This window comes from Streptomyces sp. NPDC059567 (genome assembly GCF_042735655.1).
Classification (GTDB): Bacteria; Actinomycetota; Actinomycetes; order Streptomycetales; family Streptomycetaceae; genus Streptomyces.
Window position 1 is genome coordinate 43766 of record NZ_JBHWBS010000007.1, and the last position, 19865, is coordinate 63630.

At 72.3% G+C, this 19865-nt stretch carries 22 protein-coding genes and 1 pseudogene; 12 read left to right on the forward strand and 11 right to left on the reverse strand.

Annotated features, from left to right (window positions below; translation table 11 throughout):
• Positions 1-28: 28 nt before the first annotated feature.
• Entirely contained in the window at positions 29-454 is a 426-nt protein-coding gene (locus tag ACFVZW_RS05765; RefSeq protein ID WP_384517215.1) for a PPOX class F420-dependent oxidoreductase, read from the reverse strand.
• Between the two features lie 137 nt (positions 455-591).
• Between ACFVZW_RS05765 and ACFVZW_RS05770 the strand changes: the two genes are divergently transcribed.
• From ACFVZW_RS05770 to ACFVZW_RS05780, 3 genes are all read left to right on the forward strand, one after another.
• Positions 592-1005 (forward strand): roadblock/LC7 domain-containing protein, encoded by a 414-nt coding sequence (locus ACFVZW_RS05770; RefSeq protein ID WP_362357998.1) that lies wholly within the window; start codon positions 592-594, stop codon positions 1003-1005.
• Positions 1006-1136: 131 nt separating this feature from the next.
• A complete protein-coding gene (locus ACFVZW_RS05775; RefSeq protein ID WP_384517218.1) occupies positions 1137-2096 on the forward strand; it encodes a DUF6397 family protein in 960 nt (319 codons plus the stop codon).
• A gap of 235 nt (positions 2097-2331) precedes the next feature.
• The gene (locus tag ACFVZW_RS05780) at positions 2332-3879 is read left to right on the forward strand and encodes an ATP-dependent DNA ligase (RefSeq protein WP_384517221.1); all 1548 of its coding nucleotides are present in this window, start codon (positions 2332-2334) and stop codon (positions 3877-3879) included.
• A 9-nt stretch (positions 3880-3888) separates the two neighbouring features.
• On the opposite strand, the gene ACFVZW_RS05785 is transcribed toward ACFVZW_RS05780, so the two are convergent.
• On the reverse strand, positions 3889-4428 hold the full coding sequence (locus tag ACFVZW_RS05785; protein WP_384517224.1) for a DUF6328 family protein: 540 nt from the start codon (positions 4426-4428) through the stop codon (positions 3889-3891).
• 156 nt (positions 4429-4584) lie between these two features.
• On the opposite strand from ACFVZW_RS05785, the gene ACFVZW_RS05790 reads away from it, so the two are divergent.
• From ACFVZW_RS05790 to ACFVZW_RS05805, 4 genes are all read left to right on the forward strand, one after another.
• Positions 4585-4995 (forward strand): hypothetical protein, encoded by a 411-nt coding sequence (locus tag ACFVZW_RS05790; RefSeq protein WP_384517226.1) that lies wholly within the window; start codon positions 4585-4587, stop codon positions 4993-4995.
• Positions 4996-5247: 252 nt separating this feature from the next.
• On the forward strand, positions 5248-6024 hold the full coding sequence (locus tag ACFVZW_RS05795) for a polysaccharide deacetylase family protein (protein ID WP_384517228.1): 777 nt from the start codon (positions 5248-5250) through the stop codon (positions 6022-6024).
• A gap of 388 nt (positions 6025-6412) precedes the next feature.
• A complete protein-coding gene (locus ACFVZW_RS05800) occupies positions 6413-6643 on the forward strand; it encodes a hypothetical protein (protein WP_384517231.1) in 231 nt (76 codons plus the stop codon).
• 455 nt (positions 6644-7098) lie between these two features.
• Entirely contained in the window at positions 7099-7470 is a 372-nt protein-coding gene (locus ACFVZW_RS05805) for a peptidase inhibitor family I36 protein (RefSeq protein ID WP_384517234.1), read from the forward strand.
• 145 nt (positions 7471-7615) lie between these two features.
• Here the strand turns inward: ACFVZW_RS05805 and ACFVZW_RS05810 are convergent.
• The 7 genes and pseudogenes from ACFVZW_RS05810 to ACFVZW_RS05840 form a co-directional block, all read right to left on the reverse strand.
• A pseudogene (locus ACFVZW_RS05810) lies at positions 7616-7756 on the reverse strand (hemin transporter); the annotation flags it as partial.
• A gap of 3 nt (positions 7757-7759) precedes the next feature.
• The gene (locus ACFVZW_RS05815; protein WP_384517236.1) at positions 7760-8590 is read right to left on the reverse strand and encodes a hypothetical protein; all 831 of its coding nucleotides are present in this window, start codon (positions 8588-8590) and stop codon (positions 7760-7762) included.
• 113 nt (positions 8591-8703) lie between these two features.
• Complete coding sequence (locus ACFVZW_RS05820) at positions 8704-9099, reverse strand: SHOCT domain-containing protein (protein ID WP_384517239.1); 396 nt, start codon at positions 9097-9099, stop codon at positions 8704-8706.
• 121 nt (positions 9100-9220) lie between these two features.
• The gene (locus ACFVZW_RS05825) at positions 9221-9676 is read right to left on the reverse strand and encodes a peroxiredoxin (RefSeq protein WP_384517241.1); all 456 of its coding nucleotides are present in this window, start codon (positions 9674-9676) and stop codon (positions 9221-9223) included.
• Between the two features lie 74 nt (positions 9677-9750).
• Positions 9751-10743: a LysR family transcriptional regulator gene (locus ACFVZW_RS05830; RefSeq protein ID WP_384517244.1), complete on the reverse strand. Its 993-nt coding sequence runs from the start codon at positions 10741-10743 to the stop codon at positions 9751-9753.
• A gap of 51 nt (positions 10744-10794) precedes the next feature.
• A complete protein-coding gene (locus ACFVZW_RS05835) occupies positions 10795-11364 on the reverse strand; it encodes a PadR family transcriptional regulator (RefSeq protein WP_384517247.1) in 570 nt (189 codons plus the stop codon).
• 57 nt (positions 11365-11421) lie between these two features.
• The gene (locus tag ACFVZW_RS05840) at positions 11422-12636 is read right to left on the reverse strand and encodes an FAD-dependent monooxygenase (protein ID WP_384517249.1); all 1215 of its coding nucleotides are present in this window, start codon (positions 12634-12636) and stop codon (positions 11422-11424) included.
• A gap of 90 nt (positions 12637-12726) precedes the next feature.
• On the opposite strand from ACFVZW_RS05840, the gene ACFVZW_RS05845 reads away from it, so the two are divergent.
• From ACFVZW_RS05845 to ACFVZW_RS05855, 3 genes are all read left to right on the forward strand, one after another.
• Entirely contained in the window at positions 12727-13305 is a 579-nt protein-coding gene (locus ACFVZW_RS05845) for a TetR/AcrR family transcriptional regulator (RefSeq protein ID WP_384517251.1), read from the forward strand.
• 62 nt (positions 13306-13367) lie between these two features.
• On the forward strand, positions 13368-14162 hold the full coding sequence (locus ACFVZW_RS05850; RefSeq protein ID WP_384517254.1) for an ArsR/SmtB family transcription factor: 795 nt from the start codon (positions 13368-13370) through the stop codon (positions 14160-14162).
• 346 nt (positions 14163-14508) lie between these two features.
• A complete protein-coding gene (locus ACFVZW_RS05855) occupies positions 14509-14814 on the forward strand; it encodes a CU044_2847 family protein (protein ID WP_384517256.1) in 306 nt (101 codons plus the stop codon).
• Positions 14815-14826: 12 nt separating this feature from the next.
• Here the strand turns inward: ACFVZW_RS05855 and ACFVZW_RS05860 are convergent, their stop codons facing one another.
• Both ACFVZW_RS05860 and ACFVZW_RS05865 read right to left on the reverse strand, forming a co-directional pair.
• Positions 14827-15543, reverse strand: a complete 717-nt coding sequence (locus ACFVZW_RS05860; RefSeq protein WP_384517259.1) for a response regulator — start codon at positions 15541-15543, stop codon at positions 14827-14829.
• Complete coding sequence (locus tag ACFVZW_RS05865; RefSeq protein WP_384517262.1) at positions 15540-16385, reverse strand: sensor histidine kinase; 846 nt, start codon at positions 16383-16385, stop codon at positions 15540-15542. The genes ACFVZW_RS05860 and ACFVZW_RS05865 overlap by 4 nt, the downstream gene beginning before the upstream one ends.
• A gap of 139 nt (positions 16386-16524) precedes the next feature.
• On the opposite strand from ACFVZW_RS05865, the gene ACFVZW_RS05870 reads away from it, so the two are divergent.
• Together ACFVZW_RS05870 and ACFVZW_RS05875 are read left to right on the forward strand one after the other, a co-directional pair.
• Positions 16525-17247 carry an ABC transporter ATP-binding protein gene (locus ACFVZW_RS05870; RefSeq protein WP_384517264.1) on the forward strand — a complete coding sequence of 241 codons (723 nt, stop codon included), beginning with the start codon at positions 16525-16527 and terminating at the stop codon, positions 17245-17247.
• A complete protein-coding gene (locus tag ACFVZW_RS05875) occupies positions 17244-19595 on the forward strand; it encodes an ABC transporter permease (protein WP_384517266.1) in 2352 nt (783 codons plus the stop codon). Before ACFVZW_RS05870 ends, ACFVZW_RS05875 begins: the two co-directional genes overlap by 4 nt.
• Positions 19596-19865: the final 270 nt, after the last annotated feature.

Genomic DNA, 19865 nt, shown 5'->3' on the forward strand with positions numbered 1-19865 from the left:
GGGGGTGGGGTGACACGAGCCCTCTGTGTCAGTCGGCGATGCCCGCCTGGGCGTTCACCTTGTCGATCCGTACGCGGACCAGCAGTTCGCCGGGGACTCCGTTGCGCTCGCCGAACTCCTCGGCGCGGTCCTCGCCCATGTAGCGGCCGCCGATCCGGGCGGCCCAGCGGCGCAGCTCGACCGGATCCTCGCTGATCTCGGCACGGCCCTTGAGCGTGACGAAGGCGAACGGCGGCCGGTCGTCGTCGACGCAGAGGACCACCCGACCATCGCGGGCCAGATTGCGCCCCTTCACGGTGTCCTTGCCGGTGTTGAAGACGAAGTCCTCGCCGTCGAGCACGAACCAGATCGGGGCGAGGTGCGGACTGCCGTCCTCGCGCACGGTCGCCAGCTTGCCGGTGCGCGTCCCCTCGGAGACGAAGGCCCGCCACTGTTCCTCGGTCATCTTTGCCATGCCCCCCATGGTGAGCCACGCGAGGCCCCCAGGGGTGCTTGCTCTGTCCACGACAGTGCGTAAGGCTTGCCGCGACACGCGGACCGCGGGGACTTCGGGTCGACGGGGACGCCACACACAGGGGGAAGGACCGACACATGGCGCTGGACAAGGGACTGGACTGGCTCCTGGACGACTTGACCCAGCGGGTCGAGTACATACGGCACGCGCTGGTGCTGTCGAACGACGGGCTGGTGACGGGCGCGAGCAGTGGTCTGGAGCGGGAGGACGCCGAGCATCTGGCCGCGGTGTCCTCAGGGCTGCACAGCCTGGCCCGTGGCTCGGGCCGGCACTTCCAGGCAGGCCGAGCGCGGCAGACGATGGTCGAGTTCGACGAGGCCCTGCTCTTCGTGACGGCGGCGGGCGAGGGCAGTTGCCTGTGCGTGCTGAGCGCGGCGGAGGCCGATGTGGGCCAGGTCGCGTACGAGATGACGCTGCTGGTGAACCGGGTCGGTGAGCACCTCGGCGTGGCGGCGCGGCAGCCGGGCAGGGCGGGCGTCGCCGAGCTCTGAGCTTGTCCACAGGCGCCGGGCCGGGGCAGTCGGCCGGCGCGTTCCACGGTTGTCCACAGGCCCAGCGGGAACGGGGCGCTGCGGGCTACGGTCGTCACCGAGAGTATTCGTCGCTCACGGGGGAGACCGTCATGACGGTGGAGGAAGGCACGCGCGCGGTGGCACCGACGCGGGCAGCGCAGGAACTGGAACTGAGGCGCGACGAGTTCCAGCTCGCCGTCCAGTTGGGGCTGGTGAGGACGGTGCCGGGCGTCGCGCCCGGTGCACCGAGGCCGGGGGCCGCCGGTGCACCGAGCGGGCGGCGCCGGGTGGAGCGGGCCGAGATCGACCGCCTCAGGGCCGCACCGGACTTCCCGGACGGACTGCGCGACCGTGTCCGCACGGTCGGGACGACGGAGGCGGCCGAGTTGCTCTCCGTGACGCCGGACCGCTTCACCAAGCTGGCCAGGACAGGGCACTTCAGCCCGGTGCGGTTCTATCTGAACCGCTATCGCGCGGTGGTGTGGCTCTATCTCGCCGGTGAGCTGGGCGAGTTCGCCCTGACAAGGCAGACCCTGCTGACCGGCAGGCTGCCGCGGGAGATCCGCGAGAGGATCGACGGGGGCGAGGACCGGCGGCCCAGGAACTGGCGTGCCCGGCGGCTGGGGCTGCTGCTCCGCGCGAGCGAGGATCCATGGGTGCGGGCGGCGGCGATCGCCTCGCTCCTGGACCCGGTCCAGCTGGCCGAGATCGTCGACGACCCCTACGAGCGCACCCATCTGGACCGGCTGCGTCCGGAACCGCCGTCCGGGCGCCCGGGGTCGGTGACCTCCCGCGAGATCGCCGACCGAATGATGCTGGCGGACGACCCGGACGAGATCCTCTGGCACCGCATGAGCCTGGCCCTCGCCCTGGACGAGGCCCGCGCGGACCGCCAGGCCCCGCGCCCGGACGGAGGAATCGGGGCGATCGTCGCCCGCCCGCCCCGCCCGACCACACTCCCGCGCCCCACCACCCGCCGCACCCGCCGCAGCCTTCTCGACCGCCTCCGCCGCCGGAAGACGGCGACGGCGCCTGCGACGGCCGGAGAGCAGGCGGCACCGGTGGCCTAGGGGCGTTCGTTCCCGGCGGGAGATGGCGCCCGTTCCCGGCGGGGGAAGGCGCCCGCTCCGGCGGGAGATGGCGCCCGTTCCCGGCGGGGGAGGGGAGGGGGAGCAGGCAGCACGGGCCGGGGTGCGCCCCGCTGGGCAAGGGGGCGCGTGCAGGCCGGATCGTCGCCGGGACCGTACCGGTATCCGGCGCGATGCCCGATGGCGGGTTGCCGTGGGCGCGGGGGAGGATGGGCCCATGCTTCTGGCCCGTGTCGCGGACGCTTCCCAACAGGTCGCCGCCACCTCCGCCCGCTCGCGGAAGATCGCCGTGCTGGCCGAGCTGTTCGCGGAGGCCGCGCCCGAGGAGAGCCCGCTGGTGATCGCTTACCTCTCCGGCCGGCTGCCGCAGGGGCGCATCGGCGTCGGCTGGAGCGTGCTCAAGAACGCGATCCCGCCGGCCGTGGCGCCCGCCGGGCAGCCGACCCTCACGCTGGCGGGCGCCGATGCCGCCATGACCGCGCTCGCGGCCGTGTCCGGTGCCGGTTCGCAGGCGGAGCGGGCCCGGCTCGTGCACGAGCTGATGGCCGGCGCCACCCGGCCGGAGCAGGAGTTCCTGCTCCGGCTGCTCTCGGGCGACGTGCGTCAGGGCGCGTTGGACGCCATCGCGCTGGAGGGTGTCGCGCGCGCCGCCACCGTCCCTTCCGCCGAACTCCGCCGCGCCGTGATGCTCGAAGGGTCGCTGCCCCGCGTCGCCCAGGCCGTGCTCGCCGACGGCCCGGCCGCGCTGGACACCTTCGCCCTGCGGGTCGGCACCCCCGTCCTGCCCATGCTCGCCCACACCGCCGGCTCGGTCACCGAGGCGGTCGCCGGCCTCGGTCCCTGCGTCGTCGAGGAGAAGCTCGACGGCATCCGCATCCAGGTGCACCGCGACGGCGACCAGGTCCGGGCGTTCACCCGGTCCCTGGACGACATCACCGGACGGCTGCCCGAAGTCGTCGCCCGCGCCCGGGAGATGACGGCCGACTCGTTCATCCTCGACGGCGAGGTCATCGCCCTGGACCCGGCCACCCGGCGGCCGATGGCGTTCCAGGACATCGCCTCGCGGGTCGGCTCACGCGTCGACGTCGAGACGGCCAGCGCCGCGCTGCCGCTCTCGCCCGTCTACTTCGACGTCCTCGCGGCGGAGGGCGAGGCGCTCATCGACCACCCCGGCCAGGAACGTCATACGGTCCTGGCCCGTCTGCTCCCCGAGGCCCTGCGGGTACGGCGGTTCGTCGTCGACGACCCCGGGTCCCCGGCCCAGGTCGAGGCGGCGGAGCGGTTCTTCGCCGACACACTGGCCCGCGGGCACGAAGGCGTCCTCGTCAAGGCCCTGGACGCCCCCTATGTGGCGGGCCGGCGCGGCCGCACCTGGCTCAAGGTCAAACCCGTGCACACCCTCGATCTCGTCGTCCTCGCCGCGGAGTGGGGCCACGGCCGTCGCACCGGGCTGCTCTCCAACCTCCACCTCGGCGCCCGCGCCGCAGACGACACGTTCGTGATGCTCGGCAAGACATTCAAGGGCCTCACCGACGAGATGCTGCGCTGGCAGACCGAGAGGCTCGGCGAACTGGCCGTGAACGACGACGGGTTCACCGTACGGGTACGTCCCGAGCTCGTCGTCGAGATCGCCTACGACGGCCTCCAGCGCTCCACCCGCTACCCGGCGGGCGTCACCCTCCGCTTCGCCCGCGTCGTACGTCACCGCCCCGACAAGTCCGCCGCCGAGGCCGACACCGTGGAACAGGTCACCGGTCAGGCGTGAACCGGACGCTCAGTTTCGGTCCCCGTCGTCGGCCTTGCCGTTCGTGTAGCGGCTGCGCACCCAGAGCGGCAGCGCGTACCAGCAGACCAGGTACCAGGCGACCAGCCCGCCGACCAGCCAGGGCACGTACGGCTCCCCTGTCGCCACCCGCAGGATCAGCAGCAGCGCCGCCGCCAGCGTCGCGAGCAGCAGCAGAAGCCCGATGAACGTCAGCCGTGAGGCCCAGACCACGGCATGCGGTTTGATCTGCCGCCCGGCCACCAGCCGGTGGAAGGAGACCGGTCCGATCAGGGCGCCCGTCGCCGCGGCGCCCAGCGACACGGTGACGATGTAGATCGTCCGGTCGGTCGCGCTCAGCTCCGGGAAGCGCGTGGTGAACACGACCGTGAGCAGAAAGCCGAACAGGATCTGCACGCCCGTCTGGGCGACCCTGATCTCCTGCATCAGCTCGCCCCACCGCCGGTCCGCCCGCTCCTCCGTCGTCTCGCGGCGGCCTCGGGAGAGTCCGCCGCCCTCCGCCTGCTGCTCCCTGCCCGGCCGAGTGGTCACGGAACCTCCTGATGTAGCCCCCTCGTCGCGGGTAACCGCTCAGGGCCACCTCAATCCCGATGTTCTCGGAGGGGCGGCACCGGCGCGCGTCGCCAGGGCCCCGGGCGCATCGGTCCGGATCTCGCGGGACGCCCGCCCGCGAGGGATGCTGGAAGCGTGAAATCGACCGGCCCGCCTGGCCGCGAGGAGATGAGCGACGTGTACGACACGCACATCGACACCGACGTCACGGTGCAGCTGAGCGACTGCAACCGGGAGGACGCCCAGGCCGTCTTCGACGTCCTCGACCACTACTACGAGCTCGAGGACATGACGGCGCCGGGACCGCGGGCGGCCACGGCGCCCGCGGCCAATGTCTGGATGGCCACCTTCGACACGGCCGCGGGCCGCCGCGAGGAGTCCGCCTCCGTTCATCTGGACGGAATGGTCGGGGCACTGCTCACCGGCGGATACCACGCGGTGGACGAGATGGAGAAGACACTCGCCGCCACCTTCGACATCCAGTCGCTGCAGTCCGTATCCGGCGACCAGGAGACCGAGGCCCGGCTGCTGCTCGCATCCCGCTGACGGGGAGCGCGGACCGAGCCCCCTGACAGGTCCCGCCGGCACACAGGACGCCCCGGGCGGAGCGGACGGGCGCCGCCCGGGGCACACGTGCGCCCCGGGGGGCCGCGGCCCAGCAGTGGATCACTGCCCCACCCCCCTATGCATGGCATGTATACACCATGTGTAGAGTGCTCGACGTCGCCACTCGTAGCCGCCCTGACCAGGCGCGAGTGGCTTTTCTGAGCCGTCGACGGGGAAGTGGGTTGCAGCAGCATGTTCAAAACCAAACCGGGGAAGCGCCGGGGACCGGCCGTCGCCCTTCTGGCGGCGGCCTCTCTGATGCTGGGGCTCAGTGGCTGCGGGGTCGACCCGATCACCCCGAGTGACGTCAGGGGCGAGGCCGCCGGCTCGGACGACAAGCCGGGCGCGGGCGGTGTGGTCGACTGCGCCAAGGCGAAGTGCATCGCGCTGACCTTCGACGCCGGCCCCGGAAAGGACACGCCGCACCTTCTCGACATCCTCAAGGAGAGGCAGGTCCCGGCCACCTTCTTCCTGCTCGGCAAGAAGCATGTGGACCGCTATCCCGAGGTGGTCAAGCGCATCGCCGACGAGGGGCACGAGGTCGCCAACCACACCTGGACGCACCGCGTGCTGACCGACCTGGAGGCCGATGAGGTGCGCGACGAACTCTCCCGCACCCAGGACGCGATCGAGAAGATCACCGGGCGCAAGCCCACCCTGATGCGGCCGCCGCAGGGTCGCACCGACGGCACGGTGTCCGATGTGAGCCGCGAGCTCGGTCTCGCGCAGATCCTGTGGAGCGCCACGGCCAAGGACTACTCCACGACCGATTCCGCGCTCATACGGCAGCGCATACTCGACGCCGCCGACGGTGACGGGATCATCCTGCTGCACGACATCTACGACGGCACCGTCCCCGCCGTCCCCGGGATCATCGACGAGCTGAAGAAGCGCGGCTTCACCTTCGTGACCGTGCCGCAGCTGCTGGCGCCGGGCAAGGCCGAGCCCGGCGAGGTCTACCGTCCGTAGGGCGAGACGACAGGTCGGCGAAATCGGGGTGAGGTGTCTCACAGCGGTCACCTCGGACACCCTGGAACACCGCATGAAGGTTTATCGTTCATGCATATGTGACAGCGAAGAGGTCCGGTCCCCAAGTCCCCCCTTGAGGTGACCGCTCATCGCGTCACGGCAAACGGCCCCGGTTGGAATCCCCCGTCCAACCGGGGCTGTGTCATTCCCGGATTCCTCGGACCCTTCCGCAGGCGCGGGCAGCTCCCGAGCGGCGCACACTCCGGCGCGTTCGACCCCTTCGGGTGACCTCCCGCATGGCCCGCTTCCACTCGGGCAGTGATCGTTCCGGGCCGGGGTGATCATCAAAGACTCCCCGCTGACCAGGCACTTCGCGAGGGGGATCGCCATGCTCCGCAGGGCCGCGCACATCCGCCGTACCGTTGGGACCGCGGCCGCCGCGCTGATCCTCACGGGCTGCGGCGCCACCGCACCCGGACCGACCGTCCCGCCGACGCCCCAGGCTCAGGACGAGCTCCTCAGGACCGTCGAGCGCACCCTCGTCGACCGCTGCCTCGCCGCCCGGGGGCTCACCCTCGCCGCCAAGCCGCGCACGCCCGAAGCCGACCGCAGCCTCTAGGCCGCCCTCTTCGGTACGGGCCCCAGCGAACTGTCCCTGACACTCGCCACCGGCCACACCGTCACCGCCCACACCGACGGCTGTCTGGCCGGCGCCCGGCAGGCCCTCTACGGCGATCAGACTCGCTGGTTCCGCGCCCAGGTCACCGTCGGCAACCTGCGCGCCGAGGCCCAGGCACGGATCAAGGACGAACCCGCCCATCGGGCCGCACTGGAGCGGTGGAACCGGTGCGCCGCCCCGCGCCCCGAACGCCCGGACGCCGCCGTCGTCGCCCGGTGCGAGCGCGAGAGCGGACTCGCCGACGTACGCGCCCGGCTGGAACCCGCCGAGCTGGCGGAGGTGCGCGTCCTGCGCGCCGATCAGCTCACCACCTACCGGCAGCTGCGCGAACGCGCGCTGCAGCGGGCAGCCGAACTGTCCGCGGGCACCACCACAGGGAAAGGCACCGACACCTGATGAAGCGCATTCTGACCACCACCGCCGCGGCTCTGCTCGCCCTCGCGGGCGGGCTCGCCCTGACCGCGCCGGTCCAGGCGGCCGAATGTCCGAGCGGAGAGTTCTGTACCTGGCAGGAGGCCAACTTCGGCGGCCAGCGTGCCAACTGGAGCGGCGACGACGGCTGGTGGGAGAGCTGGATCGCCGACACCGACTCCTCCTGGGCCAACCACGGCATCTCCGGACCGGGAATCAAGGACCACGTGAAGGTGTACGAGAGCGCCCATCAGGGCGGCTCGATGACGATCTGCCTGGCGCCCGGCCAGGAGGTCGGCTACAACGGTGCCGCCAACGACCGCGGGGACTCCCACACCTGGGCGATGAGCTGCTGAACCGAGCCCGGTCGCCCGGCCGGCCCCGCACCGCCGACGGCGCGGGGCCGGCCGGGCCTCGGACGCTCCGGCCCCGAAGCCCCCGAAGCCCCCGGAGCCGCCCGGGCGGTCCTAGGCGCCCAGCCACAGGTCCCGGGGCCGAAGGCCTCTCCTCGTAGAGCCGGGCCTCCAAGGCGATGAGGGCATTCGCCATCAGCCAGTAGACCTCGTCCCATGCCCGCGCGACCTCGGGCGTCACGGCCTCGCCGAGCACTTTGGCGATCGCGGCGAAGAGATGCTCGTACACCTATTAAGGGTGCTCGTGATGGTGGGCCGAGGAGCGGCGGCGCCACAGCCAGAGGCCGCCCACGACCACGGGAGAGACGATCAGCAGCAGTGCGATGAGCGGCCAGTGCGCGCCTCCGAGCTTCAGGTCCGTCAGGAGGACCAGAGCCACGCTCACGGCCGGTACCAGGATCGACGCCAACGCGCGCAGGCCGGCGGCCACCATCTCCGGCCGGAGGCGGGCGGGGCGTGTCGTCCGGGTGTCCCGGGTGCCGACGTAGAAGAGCGTCGCCCGGTCCGTCAACCGGGTGGTGGCCCGGTAGTACGAGGCCCCCATATAGGGCATCCATACGAGCGGCGCCACGAGGCCGATGAGGAAGACCGCGCCGACGAGAACCCACTGGCCGATGCGGGCGAGTCGGCTCCGGCCGTCGTCGTCGGGCACGAGGATGCCGAGGAGGCGGGCCATCCGCAGGACCAGGTACCGGAGTGCGGTGAACCGGCCGGTGCGAGGTCGAGCGCTGTCGACGGGTGCCTGGTGGGCACGCAGACCGGCGCGCGCCGCATCCGTGTCCTCGTACACCCCCTGCAGGACGAGGAGTTCGGCGGCGCGCTCGGGATCGGTGGTGTCCCGGCCGTCGAGACCCGCCAGTTCGAGCACTGTCCGCGCCTGGAGCAGAATCGCCCCGCAGAAGGCGAAGGGTACGAGCAGGATGAACGGCCCGCCCACGAAAGAGCCTTCGGCCGTGACCGCACGCCGGCCACGCTCCGCCGCCATGGCCCGGAGCTCGGCGGGGGTGGCCTGCGGATGCTCCCGGCGCAGTCGCTCCACGCGTCGGCCGGCCCGGGGTCCCATGTGCCGTAGGGCGTACCCCGCCAGAAGCTCCGGAAGCCGTCCCGGATCCGCGCGCGCCTCCCGCAGCAGTGAGCGGGAGAGCGCGGAGGTGGACGCTTCCGTCGTGTCGTCCGTCAGGACAGGACCTTGGCCTTCGCCTTCTCGAACTCCTCGTTCGTGATGGCGCCCTTCTCCTTCAGTTCGGCGAGCCGCGCCAGTTCGTCGGCGTGGCCGCCACCGGAGGCCGTCCCGGCCGTCTTGCGGATGTACGACTGGAACGCGGCCTCGCTCTCCTTGGCCTGCTTGAGGTCCCGTTCGGTCATGCTCTTGCCGCGGGCGATCACGTAGATCAGGACGCCGAGGTAGGGGAGCACGATGCACAGGATCAGCCAGCCCGCCTTGGCCCAGCCGTTCATGTCGTGGTCGCGGAAGATGTCCGTGATGACCTTGAACAGAAGGAACAGCCACATGATCCAGATGAAGAACCAGAGCATGGTCCAGAAGACATTGAGGAGGGGGTAGTCGTCCATGCCTACACTCCGTTCCGGCCGCGGCCGGAAGTCGACCGCGCGTACGAGCGAGTGTTGCCCACCCCCGGCCCGTCCGCATGTCGGGGCGGGGCGTCAGGGCACCCGGGCCCGCCCCGTCCGTTCAGACCGTGCGGGTCTTCAGCGCCGCGAGCGCGCGGTCGGCGTGGGCACTCATCCGCAGCTCGCTGCGGACCACCTCAAGGATCCGGCGGTCCGTGTCTATGACGAAGGTGACCCGCTTCGTCGGTGCGAGCGAGAAGCCCCGTGTCACCCCGAACCGGTCGCGGACCGCGCCCTCCGGGTCGGACAGCAACGGGTAGCCGAGCGAGTGGCGCGCGGCGAACTCCTGCTGCCGCTCCACGACGTCGGAGCTGATGCCGACCGGGCGCGCCCCCGCTGCCCGGAACTCGCCGGCCAGATCGCGGAAGTGGCAGGCCTCGGCGGTGCAGCCGGCGGTGAGGGCCGCCGGATAGAAGAACAGGACGACCGGGCCGTCCGCGAGGAGGTCGACCAGCGAGCGAGGCGTCCCCGTCTCGTCCGGGAGAGTGAAGTCCTCGACGATGTCACCGACGTTCATCCGGTCCGCCCCTTGTCCGCGACCGGCGCCTCCGGTCGACGACCGGTGACGTTACCGCAGGGTAAGGAGGCGCGTCACCAGTCGCGGGCGGCGGCCAGCAGGCGGTCGCGCACGAGCGTCACATGGGGGTTCTCGGGGGTGCCGGGCCGCTGGACCAGATAGGCCGTGTTGATCGGCGGGTCCTCCGGCTCCAGCAGCGCCACGAGCCGCCCGGCGTCGAGCTCCGCACGGCACAGGTACGCCGGCAGCACGCTGAAGCCGGCCCCCGCCGCGACCGCGGCCACGACGCCCCGTAGATCGGGCACGGTGACGGCGGCCTCGCCGGTCAGACGGCGGCCGAAGACATGGCGCCAGTAGCGGCGGGCGATGGGCAGATCCTCCGCGTACATCACCATCGGTACGCCGTGCAGCGCGGCGGGCCCGTCCTCGGCCACCGCCTCCGGGCCGATCCGACGCGCCCATGCCGGGGAGGAGACGAGGACGAACTCCTCGTCTTCCAGCGGTACGGAGGTCAGGGTCCGCCCGCGCGGGCGGACCGTCGAGATCACCAGATCGTGGTGCCCCGCCCGCAGCCCGTCGAGGAGCTCGTCCGTCAGTCCGGGCGTCACCTGGAGCCGCACACCTTCCCCGACCAGCGGCGCGAGGGCGGGCAGAGCGGTCACGCAGAGGAACTCGGCGGGCCCGGCGAGGTGGACCGGCTGGGGTGAGGGCGCGGCCCCCGGGCCGTGATCGGCCACGGCGGCAAGTGCGTCGATCGGCCCCGCCACCTGGGCGGCCAGCTCGTCGGCGTACGGCGTCGGCGCCACGCCACGCGGCTGTCGCTCGAACAGCTCCCGGTCGAGGCGGCGTTCGAGCGAACGGATCTGGGTGGTGACGGTCGGCTGGGACAGGCTCAGCAGCCGGGCCGCGGCCGTGAAGGAGCCGGTGCGGTGGACGGCGAGGAAGGTGCGCAGCAGCGACAGGTCGAGCGGCCCGCGCGCCCCCGCCCCGCGCGACACGGCCTCGGACCGGCCAGGATCGACATCCGATTCGACGGGCGCGCCGCCATCGCTCCTTCTATGTGTCACACCGCCAAGCATAGGTGTGTCAATGGGTCCCGGATCGGGCCGGGCTCTGCCTCAGGCCTGCTGACGTACGGTCCGGCGCTGGTCCAGGATCGCGAGCACCTGCTCGCCCCAGCGCAGGTTCTCCTCCTCGAGGGAACGGCCCCGCATCAGCGTGAGATAGGGGCCGATCCGCTCCGCCTCGCGGAGGTACGTGGCCTCGTCCCGGCCGTTGAGCATCCACTCGCGCAGCCTCTCCCACCGCGCGAGCTTGCCCCGGGCCCACTCCATCCGCTCCTCGACGAATCCGCGCACCGCGTCGGTGTCCCCCTCGTCGCAGGCCTGGACCTGAACCATCAGCTCGTCACGGATGGCGGTCGGCCGCGGCGGCTGCGCCGTGAACGCCATCAGGTCCTGGCGGCCCGCGTCGGTGAGCGAGAACATCCGCTTGTTCGGGCGCCGTTCCTGCTGGACGACACGGGCGGCGATCAGACCGGCGTCGGAGAGCCGGTCCAGCTCCCGGTAGAGCTGCTGCGGGGTGGCGGCCCAGAAGTTGGCCACGGACACGTCGAAGATCTTGGCCAGGTCGTATCCGGATGCCTCGCCCTCCAGGAGAGCTGCCAGGACCGCGTGCTTGAGAGACATCCGGACAAAATAGCAGCCTCGTTGAGTAGTTTTGTCCGCACCTGGTTTCGTCCGCACCTATTCAACGAGCGAGGTGCCCGAGCCCACCGCGGGGAGCCGGGGCGGGGTCCAGTCGGCGTGCCGCAGGATCATGCGCACGGCCATGCCCGACGGAGCGAGCCGCAGGGCCGCGTTGCGCAGGGTGACCGCCGCCGGGCCGGAGAGCTGCTGCCCCATGCGGCCGGCCTTGCGGGCGGCGACCGTGACCGACTGGGCCCGTGGGCGGCGCTCGGCGTCGTAGGCGGCCAGTGCCGTGTCGGTGTCGGAGCCGTCGGCCAGGGCGGCGGCCAGTACGACCGCGTCCTCCAGGGCCTGGCAGGCGCCCTGGCCGAGGTTCGGGGTCATCGCGTGGGCCGCGTCGCCGAGCAGGGCGATACGGCCGGAGACGAAGGAAGGGAGCGGCGTGGCCAGTTCGTGGATGTCGTGATGGAGGACGGCGTCAGGGCGGGTCGCGTCGAGGAGCCGACCAATGGGCTGGTGCCAGTCCGTGAACCGCCGGCGGACCTCGCCGAGCGGATCGGCGTGCCGGACCCCGGCGGGGGCGTTGAGGACGGCATGCCACTCCGCCCGCCCGTCGTGCAGCGCGATGTGCCCGAACTCGGCGCCGTGCCCCCAGGTGATCTCGAAGTCCGTGTCGAGGTCCAGCGGTTCCGTGAGGGCGCGCAGCACGGTCGAGCCGCTGTACGCCGGGCCGGGATGGCCGGGGAAGAGAGCGGCCCGGGTGCGGCTGTTGACGCCGTCGGCGGCCACGACCAGGTCCGCGTCGAGCTCGGCGTCGGTGCCGGGGGCGGCCGAGGAGCCGGACGGCCGGGTCCGTACGCGGACGCGGCCCGGTGTCGAGGGGGCGACGTCGGTCACCTCCACTCCGATGCTCACACTCTCGGGCGGCAGCGCGTCACGCAGCAGACGGTGCAGGGTGGCGCGCGGGATGCCGACGATGGGCGTGCCCAGGGCGCGTTCGAGTGCGGCGCCGTCCATCCGGGCGAGCCAGGAACCGTCCGGAGTACGGGTGCCGCCGGTGTACTGACCGCGCGCGGCCGCCCGTACGGAGGCGCCGACGCCGAGCTCGTCAAGGGCGCGGATGCCGTTGGCGGCCAGTGAGATCCCGGCGCCCGCGTCGTCGAGGACGGGTGCGCGTTCCACGACCCGCACCTCCCAGCCGACCCGCCGCAGCCCGATCGCGGCGGCGAGCCCTCCGATGCCCGCGCCGACGACGACGGCGATGTTCCCCATGGCGACCAGCCCCTTGTCCGAACCGACTCACACGTCTTCTACATCTGTAGAAAGAGTAGCGCGCGTTCTCTACAGGTGTAGAAAGTGGGGGTGACCTCCGATCGACGTACCCTCCTCGCCGACGCCGCGCTCGGTGTCCTCGCCGACGCCGGGATGCGCGGGCTGACCCATCGCGCGGTCGATGCCGCCGCGCGACTGCCGGCCGGCACCACCTCGGCGTACTACCGCACCCGCTCGGCCCTCCTGACCGCCCTGGTCCGCCGCTTGGTCGAACTCGACCAGGCCGAACTGCGAGCAGCCGCGGAGCGCCTACCCGCGCCGCGTTCCGCGGCCGAACTCGCCCACGGCATCGGTCTGCTCGTGGCGGCGCGTCTCACCGGGGAGGGGCGCCGCCGCTCCCTGGCCCGCTATGCCTGCGTGGTAGAGAGCGTGCGCGACCCCGAACTCCGCGAAATCCTGGTCCCGCGCGAGAACCCGGGGCGCGACTCGGTCCGCGACTTCCTCGCCGCCGAAGGGGTCGAGGACCCCGAGGGCCGGACGCTGACGCTGCTCGCATGCGTGGACGGTCTCGTGCTCGACCGGGTCGTCGGCGGGGGAAGCGTCGCCACGGAGGAGATCGAAGGGCTGGTGGCGGCGGCCCTCCGGCCCGCCGGAACGGGAGGTCGTTGACATGCAGCCGAATAGCTGCCTATCGTAGAGGCAGCTAAAAGGCTGCATGTTGAGGTGGGGCGATGGACGAGGTGTTCAAGGCACTGGCCGATGCCAGTCGGCGACGGCTGCTCGACAGCCTGAACGCCCGCAACGGCCAGACCCTGCGCGAACTCTGCGCGGGTCTGGACATGGCACGGCAGTCCGTCAGCAAGCATCTGGCGCTTCTCGAGGCGGCGGGGCTGGTGGTCACGGTGCGGCGAGGACGGGAGAAGCTGCACTACCTGAACGCCGCTCCGATCCATGCCATCGCGGACCGCTGGATCAGTCAGTACGCCCGCGAGCGCGTCCGTGCGCTCGCCGACCTGAAGTCAGCATTGGAGCAGAACCCGATGGACAGCAACGCGTTCGTCTACACCACCTACATCCGCACCACCCCCGACGAGCTGTGGCAGGCCCTCACCGACCCGGCCTTCACCCGGCGCTACTGGGGCGTGACCTTCGAGACCACGTGGACCGCCGGCTCGCCGATGGTCTGGGACGAGGGCGGCCGAAGGACCAGCGACCCCGAGCAGGTGGTCCTCGCGGCCGAGCCCGGCCGGCGACTCTCGTACACCTGGCACACCTTCACGCCGGAGTGGGCCGAGGCGGTCGGCATCGGGGACGAGGTGTACGCGAAGCTCGCGAAGGAGCGCCGCTCCAAGGTCACCTTCGAGATCGAGCCCGCCGGGGACACGGTCAAGCTCACCGTCGTCCACGACGACCTGGAGCCGGACGGCACGATGCGCGGCATGATCGGCGAGGGCTGGCCGGCGCTGCTCTCCAGCCTCAAGTCCCTCCTGGAGACCGGCGAGGAGCTGCCGGAGCCGCCCCGGTGAGTTCGGCGGGGGAGGCGGCGCACGCCCCTGTCCGGCGGCCGGGGAGTCCCGGCCGCCGGGGTTGACGAGGCATCAGAGCCGACGGCCGACACCTCGCACGGACACCGCACGGGCGCCCGCCCACCGCGGCGGGGCGCCGCCCTGCCGCCAGAGGCGCGTCCTGCCGAAGCCGGCGCGCCCTACCGCCGCCGGGCCCGCCCACCGACGCAGGCGCGTCCTGCCGAAGGCGCGCCCAGCGGACGCCGCACGTGCCCCGCCACGCCTCGGGAGCCCGCTTGCCCGAGCTTCGACCACCCCTCGGTGATACTGGCGCTCTGCTCGCCACCCACCCTCGGAGGGATCCGTGATGCGGGACGTCACCAAGGTCGAGGTCGAAGGCGCCGTGCTCTACGTGGAGGCGGAGCGGCTCGGCCCCGACTCGGAACTGGAGGGGCTGGGCGACCGCGTCCCCGACCTCTCCGGGGTCACCCGCGCCCTGTCCTCCTTCGCCGGCCAGCTCAGCCACGCACTGCACCAGGCGGCGCCTGACAGGGCGACGGTGGAGTTCGGCTGCGAACTGGGCCTGGACGCCGGCGGCCTGACCGCACTGATCGTCAAGGGCAGCACCAGCGCGAACCTGCGCGTGACCCTCGAATGGACCAAGTCCTCCTGACCTTGCGGCCCGTCAGTCCTCCGCCGCGCCGCCCGGGGTGACCAGGCCCGTCTCGTACGCGAGGACCACCGCCTGGGCCCGGTCGCGCAGCGCCAGCTTCGCGAAGATCCGGGCCACATGGGTCTTCACGGTCGCCTCGCTCAGCGTCAGCTCCCCGGCCAGCTCCGTGTTGGACAGCCCGCGCCCCATCAGCGTGAGCACCTCCCGCTCCCGGGGCGTCAGCGCCGCCAGATCACGGTGAACCGCCGGCGCGTCGCCGCCCGCCCCCGCCGCACGGTCGCCGCTCGCGAAGCGCTCCACCAGACGGCGGGTGATCGACGGCGCCAGCAGCGCGTCGCCCGTGTCCACCAGCCGTACGGACGCGGCCAGATGCTCCGGAGTCACGTCCTTCAGCAGGAACCCGCTCGCACCCAGGGCCAGCGCCGCGTACACGTACCGGTCCAGGTCGAAGGTCGTCAGCATCAGCACCTTGCAGCGCGGCGACTCGGCCAGGATCCTCCGGGTGGCCTCCAGGCCGTCCATCCCCGGCATCCGGATGTCCATCAGGACCACGTCCGGTCGCAGCCGCCGGGCCGCCGCCACCGCCTCGGCTCCGTCGGCCGCCTCCCCGACGACCTCGATGCCGCGTGTCGTCAGGATCAGCCGGAAGCCGGTACGGATCAGAGCCTGGTCGTCGGCGATGAGCACCCGGGGCGCCTGTGGGGACGGAGCCGTGCCCGCGGCCGTCATGCGCCGTCCATCGGGATCCGGGCCCTGACCCGGTAGCCGCCGCCGAGGCGGCGCCGGGCGTCCAGCTCCCCGCCGTACACCGCGACCCGCTCGCGCAGCCCGATCAACCCGCGGCCCGCGCCCGCGTGGTCACGGAGCGACAGCTTCGGCGCGGCGCCGCCGGACAGCACGCTCGGCCCGCTGTTGAGCACCTCCACCCGCACATACCGTTCCCCGTACCGCACCGACACCTCCGCCTTCACCCCGTCGCCGTGCCTGAGCGCGTTCGTCAGCGCCTCCTGCACGATCCGGTACGCCGTCACGTCCACCCCGGTCGGCAGCGACCGCGGCTCGCCCGAGATCCGTACCTCGACCGGCAGCCCGGCGAAGGCGATCCGGTCGACCAGCGGACCGAGCCGGCCCAGACCCGGCTGCGGCGCGAGCGGGGAGAGCTCCGCCGCGTACGGCTCGTCCTCACCGCTCGGCGAGGGTGCCAGCAGCCCCAGCAGATGACGCAGCTCGGTCATCGTGTCCCGGCCCGCCGACTCGACGGCCTCCATGGCCGTCGCCGCCTCTTCCGGGAGCGTGGCCAGCACCTCGCGGGCCGCACTCGCCTGCACCACCATCAGCGCCACATTGTGGCTGACGATGTCGTGCAACTCGCGGGCGATCCGGGCCTGTTCCTCCTCCACGGCGATCCGGGCCGCGCTCTCCCGCTCCCGCTCCAGCAGCCTGCGCCGGTCCTCCAGCGTCCTGCGCTGCAGCCGCCGGGCCCGCACCAGCGCCACCGCCAGCCAACCCGCGACGGCCCCGAGCGCCGCCGTACCACCGGCCACCCACCACCCCACCCATGATCCACCCACGGGGTTCACCCTCGCAGAACGCCAGGTCATCCGCATCAGCACGGGGATGCAGCCGCCTACATCCCCAGGATGACGCGGCTCCGCGGATACCTCGGGGGAGTGACGCCCCGCCCGGGACCCGGACCGTAACTTTCCTGCCATGACCACGGACATAGAGACCGGCACCGGCCGGACCGACCAGATCGTCGTACGACTCGACGGCGTACGCAAGGAGTTCGGCGAGACCACCGCCCTGGGCGGAGTCTCGCTGGAGATCCGCAGCGGCGAGGCCGTCGCCGTCATGGGGCCCTCAGGCTGCGGCAAGTCCACCCTTCTGAACATGGTCGCCGGACTCGACCGGCCCACCTCCGGGAGCGTGCTCGTCCACGGCGACGAGCTCACCGGCATGAGCGAGAAGCAATTGGCCCTCTTCCGGCGGCGCCGCATCGGCATGGTCTTCCAGTTCTTCAACCTGCTCGACGACCTGCCGGCCCTCGACAACGTGGCGCTCGCCGCGCAGCTCACCGGCATGCCGGCCGCGCAGGCCCGCCGCCGCGCCCTGGAACTCCTCGACGAACTCGGCATCGCCGACCGCCGGGGCGCCTACCCGGCCGTGCTCAGCGGCGGCGAACGCCAGCGTGTCGCCGTCGCCCGCGCCCTGATGAACCGGCCCGCGCTGCTCCTCGCGGACGAGCCCACCGGCGCCGTCGACACCCGGGCAGGGGAGCAGATCATGGATCTGCTCCTCGACCTCAACCAGATCGGGCAGACCCTGCTCATGGTCACCCACGACGAGCGGATGGCGGCGCGCTGCGCCGGCCGGATCGTCGACATGGTCGACGGCCGGGTGGCCGGCGAGCGCAGCGTGGAGCGCACGGCATGAGCGCGGTGTGGCGCGCCTCGCGCGCGGCCGTCCGGCGCCGCCGACTCCAGACCTTCGTCATCGGCCTCGTCGTCCTCTTCTCCACCGCCACCATCGTGGTGGCCCTCGGCCTCCTGGAGGCGGCCTCGGGGCCCTTCGACAAGGGCTTCGCCCAGCAGCGCGGGGCACACGCCGTCGCCGCGTACGACGCGGCCAAGGTCTCGGACGCGCGGCTGACCGAGGCGTCCGGGACGGCCGGCGTCGAGGCGGCGGCCGGTCCGTACCCGCTTGCCGTCCTTCACGTCCCCGAGGGCAATCAGCCCCGCTACGTCGGCCCCTTCAACGTGGTGGGCCGCTCCGGTTCCGGCGGGGACGTGGACCGGGTCGACCTGTGGAAGGGACGCTGGGCTTCCGCCCCCGGTGAGATCGTCGTCAACGACCCGCGGCCCGCGGCCGCCCTGCTGCCCTTCGAGGCGGAGCACCCCGGCTTCCCGCTCGGCGACACGATCAAGGTGCCCGGCCTGCCGACCCTCACCGTCGTCGGCTACGCGCACTCCCTGAGCAACACCGCCGACGGCTGGGTCTCACCGGACCAGATCGACGCGCTCGGGCCCACCATGACCGAGATGCTCTACCGCTTTGCCGAGCACGCGACGGACGCCGACGTGGCGGCCGGGCTCGCCGCGGTGGACTCCACCCTCCCGACGGACTCCCTGCTCGCCTCGCACTCGTACCTCACCATCCAGCGTGACGTGGCGTCCGGACCCGGCTCGTACGTGCCCTTCCTCGTGGTCTTCGGTCTCCTCGGCCTCGCGGTCGCCGTGCTGATCGTTGCGAACGTCGTGAGCGGCGCCGTGGTCTCCGGCTTCCGGCACATCGGTGTGCTCAAAACCCTGGGCTTCACACCCGGTCAGGTCACCGCCGTCTACCTCCTGATGGTGTCCGTACCGGCCGTGATCGGCTGTCTCCTCGGCACCGCCCTCGGCGACCTCGCCGCCCGCCCGCTGCTCTCCGGCGCCTTCCAGGGAACGGGTATGCGCATCGAGGGGATCAGCCTGCGGGCGGAACTCGCGGCGCTGATCGGGATGCCGCTCGTGGTGCTCCTCGCCGCGCTCGTCCCGGCGCTGCGGGCCCGTAGGATCTCCGCGACCGAGGCGATCAGCGCCGGCAGCGCACCGCGTCGGACCGGTCGTGGCCACCGGGTCCAGCGCCGGCTGAGCGGGACGAGGCTGCCGCGAGCGGTCAGCCTGGGCCTCGGCCTCCCGTTGGCCCGACCCGGCCGTACGGCGTTGACGCTCTCCGCGATCGTACTCGGCGTGCTGACGGTGACCTTCGCGAGCGGTCTCGCCGACACCGTCGTGAAGGTGACGGAGGCCTCGGGGCAGGACGTCGATCTCACCATGCGCCCGGCGAACCCGCTCTTCGGCGAGGAGACGGCGAAGGACCGGAGCGACCGCGAGATGGAGGCGCTGCTGCGCTCCGCGCCCGGCGCCGTCGAAGTGACACCCGACCTGATCGTCCCGCTGGCCCTGGCCGGACAGGCGGACGCCGTCGACGGATTCTTCCTGCGCGGGAACCACGCGGCGCTCGGGTACGAGAAGCAGCTCGTCGACGGGCGGTGGCTGAAGGGCTCCGGGGAGACAGTCGTCGCCTCGGAGTTCCTGAACCAGACCGGCGGAAAGGTGGGCGACCGGCTCACCCTGGTCCTGCACGGGAAGAGGACCGAGGTGACCGTCGTCGGCTCGCTGATGAACCACGAGCCCGACCGCCTGCTGATCGACCGGGGGACACTGACCCGGCTCGACGCGGACTACCGGCCGCAGACCCATCAATACCGGTACCACGTCAAGCTCGACTCCCGGACCACGCCGCAGAAGTACGCGGCCGCGGTGGACAAGGCGGCGGGCCCCGGTCTCCACCCCATCTTCAACGAACCCGCTTCCTTCACGGTCGCCGTCATCAGCCTCTCCACGGCCCTGTCCCTGATGCTCGGCACGGTCGCGGCGCTCGGCGTCTTCAACACCGTCGTCCTCAACACCCGGGAACGCCGTAGGGACATGGGGATGCTCAAGTCGATCGGGATGACGCCGCGTCAGGTGATCGCCATGGTGGTGACGTCGATGGCGGCGCTCGGGGCGATCGGCGGCCTGATCGGCGTACCGCTCGGGATGGCCGCCCACCGGGTGGTGGTACCGCTGATGGCCGAGGCGGCGCTGGTGACGCTCCCGAGCTCGGTCCTCGACGTCTGGGCCGCCCCGGCCCTCGCCCTGCTCGGACTGGCCGGAGTCACGCTCGCCGTCCTCGGCGCCCTGATCCCCGCCCGCCGCGCCGCCCGCCTCACGATCTCGGAGGCGCTGCGCGGCGAGTGAGGCGGGGCGACGACGGCAGGGTGCCCGCGGGGCGCTGGACGGGGGGAACGGCCGGCGGCCCGCGAGGCCGGAAGGGGAGACGACATGGGGCCGCGGGGCCGGACAGGGGGGACGGCCGGCGCCCAGGGGCCGGAAGGGGGGACGACATGGGGCCGCGGGGCCGGAAGGGGGGACGTGACTTACATGTAGCACGGCCGGCGGGGGTGTGGAGGGGCAGCCGAGCTCGGGGCGTGCTGTGGTCTCGCGCTACCCACCGCTGGAGAGAGAAAC